Origin of the sequence: Microcoleus sp. FACHB-831 (assembly GCF_014695585.1) — a bacterium.
GTDB lineage: Bacteria > Cyanobacteriota > Cyanobacteriia > Cyanobacteriales > FACHB-T130 > FACHB-831.
On record NZ_JACJON010000036.1, the window covers coordinates 191,649 to 211,943 of the forward strand.

25 protein-coding genes and 1 pseudogene are annotated in these 20,295 nt (G+C 44.1%); 10 read left to right on the forward strand and 16 right to left on the reverse strand.

What is annotated here, in order from left to right:
• Positions 1-133: 133 nt before the first annotated feature.
• Complete coding sequence (gene ndk / locus H6F77_RS08905; protein WP_190487429.1) at positions 134-583, forward strand: nucleoside-diphosphate kinase; 450 nt, start codon at positions 134-136, stop codon at positions 581-583.
• A gap of 82 nt (positions 584-665) precedes the next feature.
• On the opposite strand, the gene H6F77_RS08910 is transcribed toward ndk, so the two are convergent.
• Entirely contained in the window at positions 666-1,421 is a 756-nt protein-coding gene (locus tag H6F77_RS08910) for a MeeY/MeeF family manganese export membrane protein (RefSeq protein ID WP_190487431.1), read from the reverse strand.
• A gap of 245 nt (positions 1,422-1,666) precedes the next feature.
• On the opposite strand from H6F77_RS08910, the gene psaM reads away from it, so the two are divergent.
• Both psaM and H6F77_RS08920 read left to right on the forward strand, forming a co-directional pair.
• Positions 1,667-1,762, forward strand: a complete 96-nt coding sequence (gene psaM, locus H6F77_RS08915) for a photosystem I reaction center subunit XII (RefSeq protein WP_190487433.1) — start codon at positions 1,667-1,669, stop codon at positions 1,760-1,762.
• 323 nt (positions 1,763-2,085) lie between these two features.
• Positions 2,086-2,487 (forward strand): slr1601 family putative cell division protein, encoded by a 402-nt coding sequence (locus tag H6F77_RS08920; RefSeq protein WP_190487435.1) that lies wholly within the window; start codon positions 2,086-2,088, stop codon positions 2,485-2,487.
• 84 nt (positions 2,488-2,571) lie between these two features.
• Here H6F77_RS08920 and H6F77_RS08925 read toward each other — a convergent pair whose 3' ends face one another.
• A complete protein-coding gene (locus tag H6F77_RS08925; protein ID WP_190487436.1) occupies positions 2,572-3,282 on the reverse strand; it encodes a tetratricopeptide repeat protein in 711 nt (236 codons plus the stop codon).
• 132 nt (positions 3,283-3,414) lie between these two features.
• Between H6F77_RS08925 and H6F77_RS08930 the strand changes: the two genes are divergently transcribed.
• The 3 genes from H6F77_RS08930 to H6F77_RS08940 all read left to right on the forward strand — a co-directional run bounded on the left by H6F77_RS08930 (position 3,415) and on the right by H6F77_RS08940 (position 4,818).
• The gene (locus H6F77_RS08930; RefSeq protein ID WP_190487438.1) at positions 3,415-3,714 is read left to right on the forward strand and encodes a hypothetical protein; all 300 of its coding nucleotides are present in this window, start codon (positions 3,415-3,417) and stop codon (positions 3,712-3,714) included.
• A 70-nt stretch (positions 3,715-3,784) separates the two neighbouring features.
• Positions 3,785-4,249, forward strand: a complete 465-nt coding sequence (locus H6F77_RS08935; RefSeq protein WP_190487440.1) for a hypothetical protein — start codon at positions 3,785-3,787, stop codon at positions 4,247-4,249.
• Positions 4,250-4,260: 11 nt separating this feature from the next.
• Complete coding sequence (locus H6F77_RS08940) at positions 4,261-4,818, forward strand: glutathione S-transferase family protein (RefSeq protein WP_190487442.1); 558 nt, start codon at positions 4,261-4,263, stop codon at positions 4,816-4,818.
• Between the two features lie 71 nt (positions 4,819-4,889).
• Here the strand turns inward: H6F77_RS08940 and H6F77_RS08945 are convergent, their stop codons facing one another.
• From H6F77_RS08945 to H6F77_RS08985, 9 genes are all read right to left on the reverse strand, one after another.
• Complete coding sequence (locus H6F77_RS08945) at positions 4,890-5,027, reverse strand: photosystem II reaction center protein K (protein ID WP_190487444.1); 138 nt, start codon at positions 5,025-5,027, stop codon at positions 4,890-4,892.
• A 466-nt stretch (positions 5,028-5,493) separates the two neighbouring features.
• Positions 5,494-5,916, reverse strand: coding sequence for a YidH family protein (locus H6F77_RS08950; protein WP_190487446.1), 423 nt, complete (start codon positions 5,914-5,916; stop codon positions 5,494-5,496).
• Between the two features lie 226 nt (positions 5,917-6,142).
• Complete coding sequence (locus tag H6F77_RS08955) at positions 6,143-6,793, reverse strand: hypothetical protein (RefSeq protein WP_190487448.1); 651 nt, start codon at positions 6,791-6,793, stop codon at positions 6,143-6,145.
• 142 nt (positions 6,794-6,935) lie between these two features.
• Entirely contained in the window at positions 6,936-8,087 is a 1,152-nt protein-coding gene (locus H6F77_RS08960; RefSeq protein WP_190487450.1) for a sulfate ABC transporter substrate-binding protein, read from the reverse strand.
• Between the two features lie 41 nt (positions 8,088-8,128).
• A complete protein-coding gene (locus tag H6F77_RS08965) occupies positions 8,129-9,097 on the reverse strand; it encodes a polyphosphate kinase 2 family protein (RefSeq protein WP_190487452.1) in 969 nt (322 codons plus the stop codon).
• Positions 9,098-9,173: 76 nt separating this feature from the next.
• Positions 9,174-9,983: a phosphate ABC transporter ATP-binding protein PstB gene (gene pstB / locus H6F77_RS08970; protein WP_190487454.1), complete on the reverse strand. Its 810-nt coding sequence runs from the start codon at positions 9,981-9,983 to the stop codon at positions 9,174-9,176.
• Positions 9,984-10,115: 132 nt separating this feature from the next.
• Positions 10,116-11,018, reverse strand: a complete 903-nt coding sequence (pstA, locus tag H6F77_RS08975) for a phosphate ABC transporter permease PstA (protein WP_190487456.1) — start codon at positions 11,016-11,018, stop codon at positions 10,116-10,118.
• Between the two features lie 5 nt (positions 11,019-11,023).
• Entirely contained in the window at positions 11,024-11,965 is a 942-nt protein-coding gene (gene pstC, locus H6F77_RS08980; protein ID WP_190487458.1) for a phosphate ABC transporter permease subunit PstC, read from the reverse strand.
• 111 nt (positions 11,966-12,076) lie between these two features.
• Positions 12,077-13,108 carry a PstS family phosphate ABC transporter substrate-binding protein gene (locus H6F77_RS08985; RefSeq protein ID WP_190487460.1) on the reverse strand — a complete coding sequence of 344 codons (1,032 nt, stop codon included), beginning with the start codon at positions 13,106-13,108 and terminating at the stop codon, positions 12,077-12,079.
• Between the two features lie 432 nt (positions 13,109-13,540).
• On the opposite strand from H6F77_RS08985, the gene H6F77_RS08990 reads away from it, so the two are divergent.
• Entirely contained in the window at positions 13,541-13,693 is a 153-nt protein-coding gene (locus H6F77_RS08990) for a hypothetical protein (RefSeq protein WP_190487462.1), read from the forward strand.
• A gap of 133 nt (positions 13,694-13,826) precedes the next feature.
• Here H6F77_RS08990 and H6F77_RS08995 read toward each other — a convergent pair whose 3' ends face one another.
• Positions 13,827-14,447 (reverse strand): DUF1003 domain-containing protein, encoded by a 621-nt coding sequence (locus tag H6F77_RS08995; RefSeq protein WP_242022008.1) that lies wholly within the window; start codon positions 14,445-14,447, stop codon positions 13,827-13,829.
• Positions 14,448-15,014: 567 nt separating this feature from the next.
• Between H6F77_RS08995 and H6F77_RS09000 the strand changes: the two genes are divergently transcribed.
• Positions 15,015-15,725, forward strand: a complete 711-nt coding sequence (locus H6F77_RS09000; RefSeq protein ID WP_190487466.1) for a cadmium resistance transporter — start codon at positions 15,015-15,017, stop codon at positions 15,723-15,725.
• A 52-nt stretch (positions 15,726-15,777) separates the two neighbouring features.
• Positions 15,778-16,410, forward strand: a complete 633-nt coding sequence (locus H6F77_RS09005; RefSeq protein WP_242022010.1) for a hypothetical protein — start codon at positions 15,778-15,780, stop codon at positions 16,408-16,410.
• A gap of 3 nt (positions 16,411-16,413) precedes the next feature.
• Here H6F77_RS09005 and H6F77_RS28840 read toward each other — a convergent pair whose 3' ends face one another.
• From H6F77_RS28840 to H6F77_RS09020, 3 genes are read right to left on the reverse strand one after another with little or no spacing between them, the layout of a single operon-like run.
• On the reverse strand, positions 16,414-16,917 hold the full coding sequence (locus tag H6F77_RS28840) for an NACHT C-terminal alpha/beta 1 domain-containing protein (protein WP_375335927.1): 504 nt from the start codon (positions 16,915-16,917) through the stop codon (positions 16,414-16,416).
• Entirely contained in the window at positions 16,862-17,290 is a 429-nt protein-coding gene (locus H6F77_RS09015; RefSeq protein ID WP_190487468.1) for a type II toxin-antitoxin system VapC family toxin, read from the reverse strand. The genes H6F77_RS28840 and H6F77_RS09015 overlap by 56 nt, the downstream gene beginning before the upstream one ends.
• On the reverse strand, positions 17,287-17,502 hold the full coding sequence (locus H6F77_RS09020; protein ID WP_190487469.1) for a hypothetical protein: 216 nt from the start codon (positions 17,500-17,502) through the stop codon (positions 17,287-17,289). Before H6F77_RS09020 ends, H6F77_RS09015 begins: the two co-directional genes overlap by 4 nt.
• Before the next feature lie 766 nt (positions 17,503-18,268).
• On the opposite strand from H6F77_RS09020, the gene H6F77_RS09035 reads away from it, so the two are divergent.
• Positions 18,269-19,927, forward strand: a complete 1,659-nt coding sequence (locus H6F77_RS09035) for a GmrSD restriction endonuclease domain-containing protein (RefSeq protein ID WP_190487472.1) — start codon at positions 18,269-18,271, stop codon at positions 19,925-19,927.
• A gap of 191 nt (positions 19,928-20,118) precedes the next feature.
• On the opposite strand, the pseudogene H6F77_RS27830 reads toward H6F77_RS09035, so the two are convergent.
• A pseudogene (locus tag H6F77_RS27830) lies at positions 20,119-20,295 on the reverse strand (IS630-like element ISMae26 family transposase); the annotation flags it as partial.

A 20,295-nucleotide genomic window follows, 5' to 3' on the forward strand; every position in this document is an offset into this window, starting at 1 on the left:
TCCCAACGCTGCAATAGCGATCGAAGGTCTACGCTCATAAGCTGCCCATCGCTGCGTCGATTACCAATCACCAGGCGTCGTTCTAAGCTAATCTGAATTTTGGTTTAAACAGCTTAAATTCTGGGAGATAACTTTGGAACGCACATTTCTAGCCGTCAAACCCGACGGCGTACAGCGCAAACTCGTGGGCGAAATAATCCGTCGCTATGAAGCCAAAGGCTTTACCCTCGTTGGTCTGAAATTGCTTAGCGTCAGCAGGGAACTGGCAGAGGCTCATTACGACGTTCACCGCGAAAGACCCTTTTTTGGGGGTTTGGTTGAGTTTATTACCTCTGGCCCCGTTGTGGCGATGGTGTGGGAAGGTGATGGCGTCGTTGCCGCTGCCAGAAAAATCATTGGTGCTACCAACCCGCTCACAGCAGAACCGGGAACGATTCGGGGAGACTTTGGGGTGAGTATTGGTCGCAACCTGATTCACGGTTCTGATGCTATAGAGACAGCGCAGCGCGAGATTGGCCTGTGGTTTAAAGATGAAGAACTCGTCAACTGGCAACCGAGCTTGACAAGCTGGCTGTACGAATAGTTATGAGTTCTGAGTTATGAGTTTTGAATTAAAAGAAAATAATTTATAAATCAAAACTCATAACTCAGCGCGATCGCTCTCATTACCGCTTTTGCACTTCTTTTGTCTGGCTGTCTACCGATTCGCCTACGCTCTGAGTCTCAATTTCAACACTTTGCTCGTCAGTAATGGTGCGCTGGGAAAATCCCCAAGCAAATATCACAGCAATACAGGAGACCATCACCCATTCTGGAGGTACCATGTCGGGGTTAATCGCTCTTACTAAGAGCCGCAATCCCACAAGAGCAACCGTAATATAGCCAGCGTCTTCAAGATGGACAAATTCATCTAGCCAGCGGATGAACAATCCTGCCATGAATCGCAAGGTGATAACACCAATCGTGCCGCCAGTGAGGACGAGCCAGGTTTCCTTAGAGACAGCGATCGCCGTTGTGACGCTATCGAGGGAAAAGGCCACATCCGTAATCGCAATCATCGGAATTGCGTGCCATAGCGAAGCAAAACGGGGGCCGCGATGTTCGTTGTCTTCGCCGTCCTGGGAGGTAAAGTATTGGAACACCAGCCACAGCAGATACAATGCGCCTAATAGCTCGAACTGCCAAAACTGAACCACCCAGGTAGCTGTCAAAATCAGAGTGATTCGCAAAATATATGCAAATAACAATCCGATATTGAGAGCGCGACGCTGGAGCGCGGGGTCTTCTAAGCCTTGGGCAATGGCAGCCAGAGCGATCGCGTTATCCGCAGACAGTACCGCCTCTAACGCAATGAGGACAAGCAGTACAACCGTAGCTTCAATTCCGATATTGAACGGAGAGTTTAGGATTTGGTCTAGCATTAACAATTAGTGGAACTTGAAAGATGCAACTGGATTAGCAAAGAGCAAATTGCCCCAAACGTGCCAAAATGATTGCTACATTATTAACTTAGCTTAACTTTTTGTCCCACGTTCAACGCCGATTACCCCGCCAGGGGCGGCAATTGCTAAAATCTTGTGTTGCAACTTGTTACAAAATGGTTCGCGAAGGGCCAGTTTACTAGAAATTGTTGAATGATCATCCCTGAAATAAGGAGTCTCAAACAATGTCTCTATCAGATACCCAAATCTATATTGCTTTAGTTGTCGCGCTGATTCCTGGCATCTGTGCCTTCCGGCTGGCGACTGAACTGTACAAGTAAGTCGTCCGCTAATAATGTCGCAGGGAGCTTATCTTAACCAAGGCGAGTATTTCTTCCGGACAATACTGGCATAGTCCGGGTAATTGTCTGGAAGAATTGCTATCCAGGGCTTTAAAGCGCCCTGCGCTAATTTATAGTTAGGCGAGTTTGTCAAAATATAGACGTAAGTTTAAATTGCGATCGCTATTGTGGCGAATGTCACGTCTAGCGAAACCCTTACTCAGCAGACCTCTTGGCAAGAAAGCAGCAGTAAACATGACCGCTTTTTGCCTCTCCTACACCAGACTTACTGACGCTTGCGGCTAGAGTGGTATCCTGTCAGCATGAATGCAATCCAACAATCACAACCTCACCTGCAACCATCCGAGTCTCGTCGGGTGGCTACGCGGAAGCGACAACAACGCCATCCTTACCGGGCAGTTGCTGTTGAAACAACGGCGAAGTTAGCCGTAAACGTGGTGTTGTCCGCAGCAGCCATAACGGCGCTGGTGCAACTCCTTCCTTATCATATGTCTCAGCAAACGAAGCTCCGAGAAATTAACTCGGAAGTTAAGCAAACTGAAAAACGGGTCAATCGCTTGCAGAGTGACTTCAGTCGCTATTTCGATCCCCGACAAGCAAAAACTGTTATGCAGGAGCAAAGCCATCGCGTTGACCCAACTCAACGTCAGGTTGTCTTGATGGACAACGGCGCTATGGATGAGGAATCGTCTTCCGATCCTTAGAAAAGGCAAAAGTAAAAAGGCGAAAGGCAGAATTTATTCGTTTTACTGTTTATTTTAACTTTTTACTTCGTTAGCTCCTATAATTCAGGCGCTCAGTGGTTTTAACATCTGGTTCATCCAGTTTTCTACTTGCAGGCGTAGCGAACGGGAGGCGTCGCCTTGAGGCGCTAACTGAGTAAGGGCACGTTGATAATCGGCGATCGCGCAGTTCCAGTCGCCCCGCAGATGATAGGTGCGCCCCCGTTCGGCATAAATGTTGCCTCGCAACTGTCCCAGTCGCAGGGCAAAGTCAAAGTTCTCAATAGCCCGCTCGTACTGCCCCATTTCCCGAAATGTTATTCCCTGGTTGATCCAGGCGCGAATGTGGCCGGGATTCAGGTCAAGAGCCATTTCATAGTCGGCGATCGCTTCTTTTAGTTGCCCAATTGCGGCGTAGTAATTGGCTCGGTTGTTGTAAACGCTTTCCAATTGAGGATTTAGCTGTAGCGCCGTGTTGTAGTCGGCGATCGCTTGGTCCATCTGACCGCTCTGGAAATAAATTAGCCCCCTGTTGTTGTATTCCGCTGCACTCGTGGGGTTGCGGTCAATCAGAGTCGTGAGGATAGCGATCGCGCCAGTATAATCACCGCTTTGGGCTTTTGCCTTTGCTTGCTGGCGCAGGATTAGCTCGGACTCTTTGGGACTGTTGGCTGATTTGGCTAGCAGACGCTGGAGATCCTCGTTTTCGGTCGAGGGAACTGGTGAGCCTTGTTGAAGTCTTGTGTGGTGTTTACTGTTGAAAGCGCGAACGTTCATTTTATCCTCAACGGTAGCTGTGGCCTATCTGAAATCACCTTACCGACTTGATCCCCCCAGCTGAATGATGTTCTGTGTCAGTTGCCAGGGCGTCTTTGTTTTGGGGAGCGATCGCAGCAGTCAGTATGTTGATTGCTAGACATCCTCCGTAAATCTACAGCCCTTATCCTCCGGTTTCCTGAAACATCCCCCGCAATCCTACAGGTGCGATCGCGTTGGCCTTTCAAAATAGACCCCGCGTGTGAAGCTCTAGCAATTGGCATAGCACATGGAAAATCTGGAGAGGCATTGAATCAGCGTCTCTCTAAAGGCATCCAAGGACAAAAGCACAACTTACTCGCAATATTTCTGAGTTCTCACTTAGAGAATTCAACTGAAAAAGTGCTAAGCACCGCTACGCTAGCAAAAAAGAAGCTAAGAACTCGTGGATAGATGCCTGCTAGAATGCAACCGATAGGCGCTTGATGTGTCTTCGTTTGGAATACTTAACCGGAATAGCCCTATGGCAACTGCAACGTCAATACCCAATGCCCCCGACCTTTGTGCAGACGACTACCTGCTGGTAGGTTTAGCTACCTGCTTTATCAAGGAAGATGGCGAAGTTCATGAAGTGAAAGTAATTGAACCTATCCCCTCGGCTGCAATAGAAGCAATTCTCAAAGGAATTCCCACATCCTACCAGGTTGCCTGTGCCACAACGATAGGCGCGGTTATAGACAATGAGACGCCGCAGAAGCCAGCGGATTTTCCAGAAGAGTCTCAGTTTGGTGAGGAGTTTATTTTCCGCGCGATCGCAGCCGCACGCACCTATAAGACCAAACCAGCCGCCCAATCCCACATACCCCTGGGAACCAGCCGCAATGACTTTAATTACTCAGTGGAAAGAAAGCGGGTTTTGAATGCCAAGCGCGTTATCACCAAAGAAGATAACGTGAAACAACACTCCCACACTCATAAAGTTCTTTAGAGGTTAGCTGTATGTTGAAACTGTATGGCGGCGCTTTTAGTCGCGCTTCAATTGTCAAGTGGTATCTCGAAGAAATCGGCGTTCCCTACGAATTTGTGATGCTGGATATGCAGGCGGGCGCTCACTTGCAACCAGATTTTCTGGCAATTAACCCGATAGGCAAAGTCCCTGCTATTGTCGATGGGGATTTCAAGCTTTGGGAATCGGGGGCGATTTTGGTGTATTTAGCCCAAAAGTACGGTAAGATGCCAGCCTCCCCAGAGGAGCAAGCGGTCATTATCCAATGGGTGCTATTTGGCAATGCTACATTGGCGCAAGGGATTTTTGTAGAGGCTAATCGGGCCAAAGAACTACCCAAATTGATGAAACCGCTGAATGACATATTTGAGCGGCAACCGTTCTTACTGGGAAATGAGTTCAGCGTGGCTGATGTAGCGGTTGGGTCAATTCTGGGTTACATCCCCATGATGTTGAAGCTTGACTTGAGCGAGTACCCAGCTGTTGTGGACTATATCAAGCGTATGGGGGAGCGTCCTGCTTTTCAGAAATCAATTGCCGCACGCGGTTAATTGATGGTTGATGGGTGATGGGTGATGGTTCGTTGCTTATTGCCATAAACCATCAACCATCACTGTTAGGTTTAGCGGAAACCGACGGCTGCTTGCCAAACGAAGGCTAGCAGCAAGAAGAATACAGGAATAATTGGAAGAACGTCGATGAGGGGGTCAAAGGCGGCGTAAGCTTCGGGGAGTTTTGCCAACAGGAGTGCAGCTTCCATGTTTAAATTTACCTTTCCAACACAGTTTTCAGAATTGACATGGATCTTAACATGAATCCGATGGCATCTGGACTGGGTAAAATAACCCAAAAAGCGGTCGCGAAGTTACCTAGCTCAACTGCGTTCCTGACTTTTAGTTTCAGGTAAGCGATCGCGGCGAGGTTAATAAGTCAAGAGATTGAGTGGGAGAAGTTTGTAAATATTTGATTAGGAGCGATCGCACTCACTTGTGAAATAACCATCGTATTTGAGTTGCCAAATACCAGACTTTCAGATCCCCGACTTGTTTAAGAAGTCGGAGATATCCCTTTCAGGAATTATTAATGCATATTAAATTAACTTAAATACGGCTTCAATTGCTCGTTTTGCCGCTTCAACAAAAGCTGCAATTACAACCAAATTAGTTTATTAAAACACAGGATAAAGTTTATAAAAAAGCAAATTATTTTTTACTAGATAACTGCCATTATTCAGGCACAAGAGGACTCGTTGGGCTAAGGGGGGCTGTAAAGACAAAGTAGATCACCCCAGTTCCCAAGAGTATTACCGCAAGGCTGAACAGGATCACCCAGCGGTCTGCTGGTTCATAAGTATCCTCGTCGATGTCGCGTCGGGCGACAAAGTAGTGCCAGGTTGATAGCAACACCGTCACTAGGCCAACTAAAGAGAAAATTAAACCCAACATCCAGCCATTGCCGGGACGAGGTACAAGGGGTGGCTGAAAAGCGCGAAGGCGCACGATGACGACGCCAAAACCCATGAGGGCGATCGCAGTCCGCATCCATGCCAAATAGGTACGCTCATTTGCCAAATGTTCCCGCACCCGCGACTGATTCACTTTCCTTGGCTTCTCTGCATCTACTTTGGTGAAGTTGAACAGTAAACTCATCGATTACACCCTAAATTGCGGTTCAGACGTAGAAATAAAATCAGCTAGAAGGCCTTTATAAGCACTTTTAGCCAAAATTTTAATTTCGCGGAAGAACTTATAAAGGCTATTAGCCAGAGCATGATAAATATTAGGCAATTATGCCCTCTAGCTTGTCATACCCTGGCTATTCACTTAATATCCTACCGATGAAAAGCAGGAAAAACCCTCAACCTATCCATGAATTTTAATCATCGATTGGTGCATTGGCAGTTTGCGAGTCAATATCCGCTTGAGACAAAGTGGGAATAGACCAGTTAGCAGCACCCGCCTTGAAAACTTTAGCAGGAGAAACATTGAATTCAACTGCGCCAGTTTCTGAATTTGTTTTAGCGATTAGCTGAGTTCCACTCACAATTTTGAGAGCGACAGGCTCGCCTAATTCTTGCCCTTGGTTATCCCCAGCCGTTAAGCCAGCGACTTTAGCATCACTCGGCAAGTAAACGCCATCGCAGCTCCAATCATCATCCGTTTCTTGACCATCTCCTAAGTAATAAAGGGTACTTTGGTCGGAGGTTGGAAAGAAGGATTTTTTGGGTTTATGAGCGTAAATAGCCAGAGTTTTTCCGGTTTCATTGCGGCACCGCCCCCAGTCTTTTGCGGTTTCTAGAATGTATTTTTGAAGCTGTAACTGACCAATTTGCTGCTGAATTTCCTCCGGTGTAGAACCAGATGAATCTGGTGCATCCTTGGCTTTTAAGAGGTTATCGAGAGCTTGAGTCACTTCTGTGTAATCGGCACTCTGGGTCAAACGCGGTCTATCTGCCCATGAGGGTTGAGCGATCGCTAAATTGACTAGAAGCGCCAATACTACTAAAACAATTTTCCAGAGTTTCATGAGCTTTCTCCTTTTCAAAATGGCTAGTTGTTTTTATTAAAGCTATTTTCCTTAATTTATTTTAGAATCTAAAGGAAAATAGCTGTTCGGGGAATGTTGAGGGTGCAGAGGTAGTCAAGCGCTCATTAGGAAATTGATGCGCTCATATCTTGCCAGCAACCTGAATTTGATCGAAAATTGCCCCCTCGGCAAAGAACTTCTTCTGGATATCATCCCAACCCCCCAAATCTTGAACGGTGAAGAGAGTTTGGAGTTGGGGATAATTATTAGCAACTTCTGCTGCCACGCTAGGATTAACGGGACGATATCCTAACTTCGCAAATTCTTGTTGGGCTTCAGTTGTGTAAAGAAAATCGACAAATGCTTGTGCAATTTGTCTGGTGCCGTGTTTATCAACGTTTTTGTCTACAAGAGCGACAGGGTTGTCGATCGAAATGTTAACTTCGGGTACCACAGAAGGTAGTTTCTCACCATTCTGCTGAGCCAAAATTACCTCGTCTTCGTAGTTGAGTAAGACATCTCCCTTTCCTTGCTTAAAAAATATATCGCTAGCCTGACGCGCATTGTTGGTTAGCACGGGGACGTTTTTATAGACTTTGGTTGCAAACTCCCGCGCTTGAGCTTCATCGCCCCCTTTTTGCGTCACAGAACCCCACAAAGCCAGGAAATTCCAAATAGCAATACCAGATGTTTTGGGGTTAGCTGTAATGATACTCAGGCCATCTTTTGTCAAGTCTTCCCAAGTGTTGATGCCTTTCGGGTTGCCAGGGCGGGTAACAATAGCGACGACGGAACGGGTAACAATGCCACCTCTGGGAGATTTTCTTTCCCAACCGGGTTCAATTAAACCTGCTTTTTCAATTTTATGGGTGTCAAGGGCAAGTGAGAGATGGACGATATCTGCTTCTTGCGAGCCATCAATGACAGCACGAGCTTGGGAACCAGATCCGCCATAACTCTGCTCGATAGTGACGTTTTGATTATGTTCTTTCTGCCACTTTTCTACAAATTTCGGTACGATTTGCTCGTAAGCTGCTTGAGTAACCGAATAGGAGACGAGAGATAGCTTTACGTCACCACCTTTAGAAGCTGAGTTAGCGTTGCTACCACAGGCAGCGATCGCCATGCTTAGGCCAACTCCTACCAAAAACAGGGGCACGAAGCGCCATAGAGAACGTCCGTTCGACCAACTTCTTATCGATTGTTGGCACCACTGTCTAATACCCTGCAAAGCTTTTGGAATTTTGTAGGGTGTAGCGCTTGTCGGAGAGGATTTTGAATTTTGAATTGTCATAACTACACAACAAAATCTATTGGAACCAGAGTCAGGCGTCCTTAATCTGGCACCACAATATTTTCTAAACCTTTTTCTGCACTCGGATATTGGGGATTCATCGCCTCCAGCGTGTCCGCGATCGCACGAGCAACCACTAGATTGCGATACCACTTATTGTTGGCAGGCACTACATACCAAGGGGCGTGGGCAGTCGAGCAATTATTAATCATGTCCTCAAAAGCCGCTTGATAGTCATCCCAAAACAGGCGTTCTTTCACGTCATTACTGGAAAACTTCCAATGCTTATCTGGGTCTTGTAATCTACTTTCTAAGCGCCGTTTTTGTTCGTCTTTAGAAATGTGGAGAAAAAACTTGATTACCGCAATATTATTAAGAGTGAGCATATGCTCAAACTCATTAATCAGGTGATAGCGCTCTAGCCAAACGTTCTCCGGTACCAACTGCTTCACTCGCACAATTAGCACGTCTTCGTAATGAGAGCGGTTGAAGATCGAGATCATCCCGCGCTGCGGGGTTCGCTGGTGGTAGCGCCACAGAAAGTCGTGATTTAATTCCTCATCGCTGGGCTTTTTGAATGACCACACTTGACAGCCTTGCGGATTGAGTCCGCCAAATACGTGTTTGATTGTGCCATCTTTACCGCCTGTGTCCATCGCTTGCAGCACAATCAACAAACTGCGCTTGTGTTCGGCATATAACCGTTCTTGTAAATTCTGTAGGCGTTGGCGCTGCTTTTCAAGCTCCTTCTCAACGTGTTTCTTTTTCTTGTAGTCCTCGGCAGCATTTGGATCGAGATTAGCCAAAATGATCGGTCGTCCGGGGTGAACCCGGTAGCGAGGATAGTCGGGTTCAGGCGGTGGATTGTCTACAACAATTTTTTCAGGTGCCATCTCAGAGGCAGACTCAGCCGTTGCCAACGCTTGCGCTTTTTTAGTCTTGTCAGATTCTGCTGGCGCGGCACCTGAAGCGAGAGAACTACTCTCTATTGAATTACTTAACTGGCTCATTTTGTCTCCAGAGTTGAACGAAGTTGGTTGCTCTTAAGACGTGTTGGTGAGGAAGCCAACATCTGCAAGGCGGGACTCAACCAAATTTACCGCTGATGTAAGCTTTAGCTTCTTGAGTACGAGGAGAATTGAAGATTTCTTCGGTAGGAGTGAATTCGACTAATTTTCCTCTGCGCTTGCCGCTTGCATCTGTTTCTGTATTGAAAAAGCCAGTTAAATCTGATATTCGCGAAGCTTGCTGCATATTGTGAGTCACCATAATCATGGTGTATTGTTCTTTAAGCTCGCGGCAAAGTTCTTCAACCTGCTGAGTTGAAATTGGGTCGAGAGCAGAACAGGGTTCATCCATTAATAAAACATCCGGCTTCATGGCGATCGCGCGTGCAATGCAAAGCCGCTGCTGCTGTCCTCCTGATAAAGCTGTTCCCTTTTCTTTTAACTTGTCTTTCACCTCATCCCAAAGCGCAGCTCGCCGCAGCGATTGCTCTACCAGTTCATCCATATTTCCTTTATAACCATTCGCACGCGGGCCAAAGGCTATATTTTCGTAAATTGACTTTGGAAAAGGGTTCGGTCTCTGAAATACCATCCCGACTTGACGGCGGATTTTCACCGGATTAATCTTGCCATCGTAAATATTTTTACCCTGGTAATTAATTTGGCCTTCTACCCTTGCTCCAGGTATTAAATCGTTCATTCGGTTGAAGCATCGCAAGAAGGTACTTTTGCCACATCCTGAAGGGCCAATGAAGGCTACAATTTTTCTTTCAGGAATTTCCATATCGACTTCCTGAAGCGCCAGAAAATCACCGTAGTAAACTTTAACACCTTGGGCGTTAAGAACCGTGTTATTTTGCGTGCTTTGAGCTTTTTTGGGGGAGCGCATATCGTGTATTTTCCAGTATTTATTACATTCGATCTTTGAACGTTGAGTTTTGAGTTTATGCTCCCATGAATTACGAAGCATTTAAACCATTTCTTTTATTAAAGTTAAGGAATTTTAACTTTAATTAATCTTTTATTTAAATGTAGAAAAGCGTTGTCGAAGGTATATTGCTGTACCATTTAAGACCAAAATCAATAACAGTAAAACAATGATTGACGCTGCTGCTGCATTAGCAAAACCAGGCTCAGGGCGAGTGATATAGGTGTAAATTTGAATGGGCAAGGCCATAAAGCGCTGAAACAAACCAGGGTTGAATGTAAGAAAACTCACAGCTCCGACAACAATTAAAGAAGCCGCATCGCCAATCGCACGGGAAACGGAAATAATCACCCCTGTTAAGATGCCTGGAATCGCATAAGGTAAGACGTGATTCCACACCGTTTGCCATTTGGTTGTGCCTAAGCCATAAGAAGCTTGTCGTAAAGAATCGGGAACAGCTCGAATTGCCTCTCTAGCAGTCACAATAATTACTGGTAAAGACAGCAACGACAATGTTAATGCGCCAGAAAGCAAAGCTGGCCCGAAGTTCAAAAGATAATTGAAAACGCCTAATCCCAGTAGACCATAGACAATTGAAGGGACTCCAGCGAGATTGCTAACGTTAATCTCGATAATATCCGTCCACCAAGCTTTGGGCGCATATTCTTCCAGATACAAAGCCGCTCCCACACCGATAGGGACGGAAATTAGCATTACTAATCCACCTAGAAGCATACTGCCAAAAATAGCAGGGCGTATGCCACCTCTATCGGGGAACCGGGAAGGAGTTTCAGTTAGAAAGCCAGGACTCAACAGCCGCCCTAACCCATCCTTAAAGACATCAAAAACTAGGACTGCAAGAACCACTAAACCAATAGATAGGCCAAGCAAAAAGATAAGTTCAAATATTTTGCCTGTTGTTTCTCTCTGCTCTACATTCGCAGAAAATTCTCCTTGTGGTTCCTGTGATTTGTTTCGGGAAATAGAACTACTCATGTTTATTAATCGTATTTCTCTTTGTAGCGATTAGAAATCCAATGGCTGACAATATTCAACCCAAGCGTTATTAAAAACAAAACGGCTCCCACAGCATATAAAGTGTTGTAATTAACACTGCCACGAGGGCTATCTCCGCCTGAAATTTGAGCCATATAAGCTGTCATTGTTTCCACTGATTGAAATGGATTAAGGCTTATTCGTGGCTCTTGCCCAGCAGCAATTAGAACCGTCATCGTTTCGCCAACGGCTCTAGAAATGCCCAGAATAATCGAGGCAGCAATTCCAGAAAGGGCAGCAGGAAGGACAACTTTAAAAATGGTTTCCAGTTTAGTTACGCCGATTGCGTAAGCTCCTTCGCGCAAAGAGCGAGGCACAGATTGTATGGCATCTAAGCTGATGGAACCGACGGTAGGGCTAATCATTATTCCCATCATCAGCCCAGCACTTAAGGCGTTAAAAATTTCTAGGGGAAGAAACGAGCGCAGAACAGGCGTAACAAATAAAAGTGCAAAGTAGCCATAGACAACTGTAGGGACTCCCCCTAATAGTTCTACGGCTGGGCGTAAAATTGCTGCCACCTTGGGCGAAGCATATTCGGCTAAATAGATAGCTGAACATAAACCCAGAGGAATAGCAACGAGCATGGCAATAACCGTAGTCATTAAAGTGCCATTAATCAAAGGCCAAATTCCAAAATGTTTCTCTGCAAATAAAGGTGTCCACTTGGTATCGAGAAAGAACTGAGCAAACGAAACCTCTTGGAAAAAATCAAACGTTACCCGGAAGATAATAAAAACAATTCCAAAGGTAGTGAGGACAGAAATCAAGGCGCAACAAAATAAAAGCGTTTCGATAATTTTTTCCTGGATATCGTCAGACGCTGCCTTTTCGAGCGATCGCCTGTATTCCCTATTAAATTCATTGCTAAAATTTGCGTTTTGCATAAGTAGAATGCAGTTGAAGTTGTTCGTAATTGAGTAATTAGGTTGTTTGAGGTTGGCAAGGTATGGTTGTGTTAAGCGATCGCTCACCACAACCTACCATTAACCCTCCTCTTAAAGAAGATTTGCGATAGGTTCGCCCGGTTTTGCATCTTTGAACTTAGAACCTGTTTCACCAGAGGCAACTTTTTGTTTGATTTTGGGGTAAGCTTCATCCGGTAGCGCCACATAACCAACTTGATCGATCCATTTCCAAGAATTCTCTATATAAAAATCAACAAACTCTTTTACCGCTGGTTTGCTATCTAGAGAACTCTTGCTGATATAGATAAATAGAGGACGAGACAAAGGTAGATAAATATTTCTAACAACATTGTCTAGAGGAACTGGTGTTTCACACTTGCCTTTTGGACTTTCCACACCAACCAAGTTCAGCTTGTCTTGGTTTTCCATATAGTAAGATATCCCCACATACCCTATAGCGTTTGTGTCGCCCGCAATCCCTTGTACAAGGACGTTTTGATTGTGGCTAGGAGTGTAGTCTGTGCGGCTATTTTTTGCTTTGCCAGTCACAGCTTGGGTGAAATAATCAAACGTTCCCGTATCAGAAGCAGGCGCATAAAGCTTTAGTCGCTGGTCGGGAAACTTTGGATTTACTTGATTCCAGTTGGTTATTTTGCGGTCTGATTTAGAGTTCCAAATCTTGTTAAGTTCGTCGATAGTCAGGCATTTAGCAAAGTTATTTTGACGATTGACGATGACGGCGATTCCATCTAAGGCAACAGGCAATTCTACAAAATCAATGCCCTTCTTTTTACATCTTTCAATTTCTTCATCCCTTATAGAGCGTGAAGCGCCAACGATATCAATCTCTCCAGCACAAAACTTACTCATGCCGCCGCCAGTACCGCTTGAAGCAACGCTAACTTGAGCAGCAGGTTTAAATTTTTGAAATTCTTCAGCCACAGATTGATGGATAGGGAATCCCACAGCTCCACCATCAATACTCACCTGATTCTGCTTCTGCTCCGATCTACTGCAACCGCTTATACCGCAGCTAAAGAATATCAGAAATGCTAATAAAGTTCGATAATTTACTAATGATTTACCCAGTAAATTTATATTAAAAATTAGTTGTTCCTTCATGGTTATTACCCTTTTTATTGAATTTATCTCTTAAATATGCATATCAAAATTTATTCAGCGCATATAAGGCGCTGAACGGCTGACTTAATCACCAAATATTTTGCTGCAATACCAGCGAGCGAGTTATTCGGGTATGGTAACTAACCCTCGATAAATTTACGGTATTTTAGTCTTTAACTCTTGTTAAAGCTACTACTCACATCCTGCAATTTAGGAGGCTTTAGGCTCTAACCCCGGTTTGTCGCTCGGCTTACCGGACTTTTTATAATAGTACAGGTTTATAAAGCTGACTAATCCTTCTTAAGGAATATTTGTACTAAGCAAGCTTGCACCAGAAAGCCTTTATTGCTCGATAATAGGTGCGTCGCTGCTGTCAAGGCAAAGTAAATGTAGCGTGCGATCGCACTTAAGGTAGCTGGAATACTGGTAAAGATGCCTCTAAAGGTTGATGTACAATCCTCTGTTGTTGTACAACTTTTGCTGGTGCGTCTCTCAAAGCAAGGATGGGCAGAACTAAAAATCGCCCTAGCAGCGATCGCCCAAACCCTAAATCTACCCCTACTTCTGAGAACCTGCCACAGTTAAGTTGTGAGATAGTAATGAATTCTTTTTGAAGCGAAACCTATTTCTCACCCACCCTCTAATAGAAAAGCTCCAGTCGGTGCAACTGACTGGAGCTAAAGTAATAAATATTTAACCGAGCGGACTTGGGTTGGACTTACTTTTCTAGGCGAATGAGGGGCTGGAAATCTTTGATATTGTCCTCCGCCTGCCGCTCCACGTTGAAGGGAAGATACACTGAATATCCATTAGGAAATTTATTATCAACTACTTTAATTTCTTTGAGAGATTGCTGCTGCTTTTCCAGGACTGGCAACACGCTCGCTTTAATTTCATCGAGAGAGTGCTGCTGCTTTTTGACAATTTGAGTTAGTTCTTTAAGCTGTTGAGCCTGCAAAGAATCCATTTTTTCATGCAGCAGCTCAATGTTCTGTGCAGCTTGACGATTCACTTCGTGGTCATATTCATTTTTTTCGCGCTCTATATCAGACTGGCGGTTTTGGCTCATCAAAACAATAGGAGCAGTGTAGGCTGACGCAAACGAAAACACCAAGTTGAGCAATATGAAGGGCTGCTCATCCCAGTGAGGCACTCCAGGCATTACGTTAAAACCAACCCAACCCGCCAGAATGGTAGTTTGCACAGTCAGAAATGACCAAGACCCAACTTTGGCTGCAAGCAAATCCGCGAGGTGTTGTCCTCTGGTCTGTGTTTTACTTTCAGACTGTAATTTTTGTTGGTTTGATAGCTCTTTTAGCGAAGGAGTAGATGTTTTCATTGTTTGGGGTTCAGCGCTATTTGATAATAATTTTTTTTGGTTCATGTTGCACCTCTTTAAGATTTAAAGAAAGACTCGATACTAACTCTTGCCTTGATTCAATCCTGATTAATTTCATCTGTTCAATCTGGATTACTTTCAAGATAAAGCCTAATTAAGGATAAAAGCAAATACTCTTAGTTTTTAAAACGATAAATAAAAGTGATGGTGTACAACTAGACTAGAAGCGATCGCGTCTGCGGCAATGTTACGCAATGTAACTTAAGCTCTGTAAATATACATAAATGCAGCTTTCTGCCCCATATTGCTACTTTTAACCCTCGATATGGGATTACTAATCACTTATAGTTATCGTTTCCACAATTAATAATATTTGATTTTATGAAAACTGCGTCATAAAGTGAAATTATTGCTAACGCAGTGGATGCTTTCTGAAATGCAACCTAATAGCCCAATTTGGCAGGTATAACCCAAGCCATAATACAGTTGACAAGTGTGTGGTAATTAGCATAAAAAACCAAACCCTAGCTGATACAAAGCCAGCATTTTGATTAAGGAGAGATAGAAATGAGCGGACTCACCAGTGCAATTCCTACCGGGATCGCAGCCTTTACAGCAACTAATCTTGACGATCTGGTAATATTGACGCTGTTGTTCTCCCAGGTGAATGCCACCTTCCGCTGTCGGCATATTGTCATGGGTCAGTATCTGGGATTCAGTACCCTAGTCGTTGGCAGCCTTGCTGGTTTCTTGGGCGGATTGGTTGTGCCATCCCATTGGGTTGGTCTTCTGGGCTTGGTGCCGATTGCAATAGGGCTGAACCAACTGCTGAATCCAGACAGCGATTCGTCGGAGGAGATGCAGGAGGAAACAGATTTATTTAAACCCTCTCCCTTCGCGAGTTTTCTATCTCCCCAAACCTATGGCGTAGCGGCTATTACCATCGCGAATGGTAGCGACAATGTGAGTATCTATATGCCGTTGTTTGCTAATAGTGCTTGGGAAAGTTTGCTGGTAATTATCGGCGTGTTTCTTTCACTGGTTGGGGTTTGGTGCTACGTGACGTATAAGTTGACTCGCCAAACAGCGATCGCTTCCCTACTAACTCGCTATGGCAACCATCTCGTTCCCTTTGTGTTGATTGGCTTAGGTGTGTTTATCATCCTCGATAGTGCCTCGCTAACTCCTATTGCCTTAGCTGGTAACTGCTTGTGTTTGGCGGGACTGGTCAAACTGTATGCGATGAATGGGCAGTCGCTGGAAGCAAAAGAAAATTGAGCCTGCGCGATCGCACCTTTGGAAAAATTTTGTAATTGTGACAAGGAAAAATATGATGAAACTCTTCAAAACCGCTTTGGTAGCCCTGGTTCTTCTGGTCAATTTCCTGATTGCCCAACCTTCATGGGCAGATCCAAATCTAACTAAGAGTCCTGACTACGCTGAGGTGACTCAATCTATCGATAACCTTTTGAAGGCAAAGGAAAACCCCGATCGCTCCGAGTCCGCCCCAGAGGAAATTGAGCGACAACTGGGTGAATTGAACTTGCAAAAGTACATCTTGGAAACGGCAACAGATTGGGCGCAATGTCGCAATGAAACAGGCAAGACTTTGGCAGTCTATGCTCGTAAACCCAAAAAAGCCAACCAAGCGAACGCTCTCTACTTCTTGGGAAATGGCCAGACTACCGATGATGACTGGAACTGTGATGGTGTTTACTTACCAAGTGGCACTAACGTGGCTGGTTTAACTTCTCCGGATGCACCACAACTAGCCGAACCCCTGGCTATCAAAGTTGTGAATGGAACTCAGTTAGTGGCTAAGACTAATGCAGACACGGGCGCTGTTGAATTGAACATTACTCCTGCCAAGGTGTTCAAAACAGGCGAGGGTAACTGGTCGATTCCCACTTTGTCACAAACCGATATTGATGCACAGGTTCCCAACGCACCGATTGAGGACTAAACTTCAAACCCAGAGCGATCGCTCTGGTTTTTTTGTATTAGCCGCCGACGCTGAATGAAAGCGAAAATATGACTTAGCGACTATAGAAAAAATGGAAGCGATCGCATCCATTGAGTCAAAACTTTCCCTGATACTCTTATGGGTTATATTTCTAAAATAGTGCGTTCCAATCAATTGATAATAGTTTGGAGCGGGTTTTTTTTGGGGTGAGAAAGTGGGAATGGTGGGATGGCGTGAGTCGGCGATGAGACAGATTGTAGCGTCGAAACGAGCGATCGCATCCAGAAAAGTTTGGCTCAAACCTTGAGGTATCGCGTCTTCGTAGAAGATGAGGATGGGGTGTTTTTCCCAGTCTAGGAGTTGCCAGACTTCTAAGGAAGCTGAATAATCTTGATTATTGATGAAAACGACGAATTCGATACTGTTTACTCCAAAAGATATTCTTGATGCCTCAAATTGTCCAATCTTCGATTGCCAACCCTGCCACTTTCCCGAAATCTCGATGATTGCGGGTTAACAGAATCAATCCACAAGACAGTGCAATGGCCGCGATCCTTGCATCCATTTTTGCGAGTTGAATCCGTTGTGACTTTAATTGCTCAAATGTTGTAGCTGCACCCGCATCGAATGGGAGGAGGGGTAACACTTTAAAGTTGCTGACGAGTCGCGCCATCATCTCATATCCTTTCACTACGTCATTTAGGGTGCGCTCGCGATTAATATAGGCGTGACAGCCAAGCATTTGTTCGTGAAAGGTTACAATTGACACCGCAAAATCTGATGGCGGGTATTGAGCCAGACGTGTCGCAAGGTTGCTGTAATCCTTCCCAGTTTGACGCTGAAGAATGCTCAGATGGTCTGTATCCAATAAATATTTCATGGCTCGTCTTGTGCTTCTAATACAGACTCATCACCTTGGCGAATCGCTCGTCCGTAAGCCAGTACCTCCTCAAAGGCAGGTTCATCTTTGAAAGACCCTGTAATTTGTTGTAGCCAATTGGTCGGTTGAGGATTTGCAACTTGTTTCTGCAATTCGGTAACTGCTGCTTCTACTGCTGCCATCCGTTCTTCTAAAGAGGTGTTGGTTGCCATTGAATTTTCTCCTAATTATTAATTTTTTTTGTCTGAAGGATAACTACACCCAAATTCTTTTTCTGTATTTAGTTTGCCATCGAACGGCGCAGAAACAGGGTTTCTTCATCAAATCTCGGTTAGGATGCAGTAAGCAACGCAGAAACCCAGTTTCTTGATTCAGTTTTATTCTTTTTGGATTTCGCCTATTCCGTACTTAGGGTGCTAAACTTATATAAAATTTCGGAAAATAATACTTCTGTTTGGATAAGTGTTTTCCGCCATTCCCTACAGGACGCTATGCGAATGCACAGGTGCAGTCCATCAGTCTCTCAAAGCAATAATTAACAGCGCATTCGCAGATCCGGATATAGTTGAAGAAGCCAACATCAGCAGGCAGGCTTTCTGCGACAAGGAAATCGGACTGCCTAAAGAACAGGCTCTAGCATTGAGATATGCGATCCCTTGGGAGTAGACACGACTGCTTTCGGGCAGGAATTTGACCCTAAGTCGCTCCGCTACGCCTACAACAAACTGACAATCCTGTTAGATACGTGGATATAGCAGCCGGACAAATCTTGCTGGGTAGATCTTTGGACACCAACCCGGAGTTCTATAATTTTGAGAGATTGGCATATGCTAGAGTAACATCACCAATGTTGCAAGTTCTCGACCTTCTAGAACCAAAACCCGAACAGATGAGAGCTAACCTACTTTTTTAAGCACAAATTTTTCGCACTTAGACCCCTGTAGTATACAGAGCCTATTTAGTTTTGCATATCAGTCTATGAAAGCACCCGAAGCAAATCCAAAAAATCTTTTATCACTTATCAATGATGTTTACAGCGGCAAGGTAGTCGTACCAGAATTTCAGCGTTCATTTGTATGGGAGAGAGATGATGTTGAACAATTCCTTACATCTCTACTTCATGGGTATTTCACAGGGACATTTTTAATGTTAGATACCCCAACACAGAAGCCTATGTTTTCTTTTCGTGCTGTTGAAGGGGTTGAGAAAGTTAACCCCAGCGTGCGCCCTAAAACCGACCACAGAACTGTTCAGCTAGTTTTAGATGGTCAACAGCGCATCACTTCCTTGTTTTATGCTTTATATGAACCAGATATTCCTTTGAAGAATGTCAAAAATCCATATATATTTTATTTAGATATCGAGCAAGCTTTAAACGGAAATATTGACGAAGCAGTAATTGGAATATCCAAAAAGGATAATAAGCGCATCTCAGAATTTGATAAATTGGTTCTGGAAGATAAAGCTATACGATTTTCGGTTTTAAAGGAACCTAATAGCTTATACAAATGGCTGTACCAAAAGCAATCAGTTTGGCAAGAAGAGAATGTTACTAAAATTGCAAAATTATATGAGCGCTTACAACAGTTTATGATTCCTGTAGTCGCTTTACCCGAAGAAACTAGCCAGGAAGATATTGTCAATATATTTGAGCGAATTAACAGAACTGGAGTTAGCCTTTCACTTTTTGATTTAGCTGTAGCACAGCTTTATTTAAAGGATATAAAGCTGCGAGAATTATGGGATAGCTTTAAGAAAAAGCATAAACCAATTACTTCTGTAGTAGAACCAGAATTCTTGCTTCGTGTGATTGCTCTTGTAGAAGGAAAGGAGATTCGGCGGCGCGATCTACTTAATGCTATTAACCTAGAAGCGAATGCTTTCAAAAAGCGTTGGGATGAAGCAGTAGAATGTATATTAAAAGCGCATACTCGAATTACTCACACATATGGTGCATTTAGTGACAAGTGGATTCCTTACTCGACATTGTTAGTAACGCTGGCAGTTGTATTGTATAAACTTAAGGATAAATCGGCAGGAGCTGAGGATTATGGGAAGGTAGATCGTTGGTACTGGGGTTGCGTTTTGAGTCGGCGCTATGATAGTTCCCGATTCACTAAAACTTATCAAGATGTCAAAGATATAGATAGTTGGCTTGGAGGAGGAGACCCTCCCCAATGGCTACAACAGTTTGCTAGTCAAGACTTAAATTTGGATATCGTCGATGACCCTCGATCTGCTTTATACCGAGGACTTATGGGTATAATTGTGCGTCAGGGAGCAAAAGACTTTTTAACCGGGCAGTCTGTGAAGGACAAGTTAAGTGAGTGTCAAGACGACCATATATTTCCAAAATCTACATATCAGAAACAACATAAAAACCTAATAAATAGCATTTTGAATAGAACTATTATCTGGGAGCGTACAAATAATGAGAAAAAGAACAAAGCTCCATCTGAATTTTTCCAAGATTGTCTGTCTAAGCACGGTAATGATGAAAATAAATTGAAAGAGACATTAGACAGTCACTTCATCTCTCCAAACGCTTACACATATTTAAAAAATGACGATTTTAACTCATTTATTGAAGAAAGGCGCAAAAGTTTAAAAGCAGCAATTAAAGATTTATTCCCATAATGTTTTGTAACACTGTTGTAAAAATAACATATGTTTTAACCTGAAATGAGCGCCTAAAGGAAAGTTTTTCATTAAGGATAGGCCAAACCAAGATTCCTTAAAGGGCGGCTACCGCCGCCCCATCGAACCAAACACCCAAACCCTTTGCTTTGCGTCCCTTACGCCTACACCTTATCTGTATATAGCGTTTACTACTCTAGTGAGGTACAGTAACAGGAGTGAGTAAACCAGTTACGGATATCTTGTAGAGACACTTTATTAAAAGCTTCTTCAATTGCTTTGGCTAAATCTGGATAATTTCTGGGACTGAGCGAACGTAGTATACTTTTGACTTTCGACCAACAATTTTCAATTGGTGAGAAATCGGG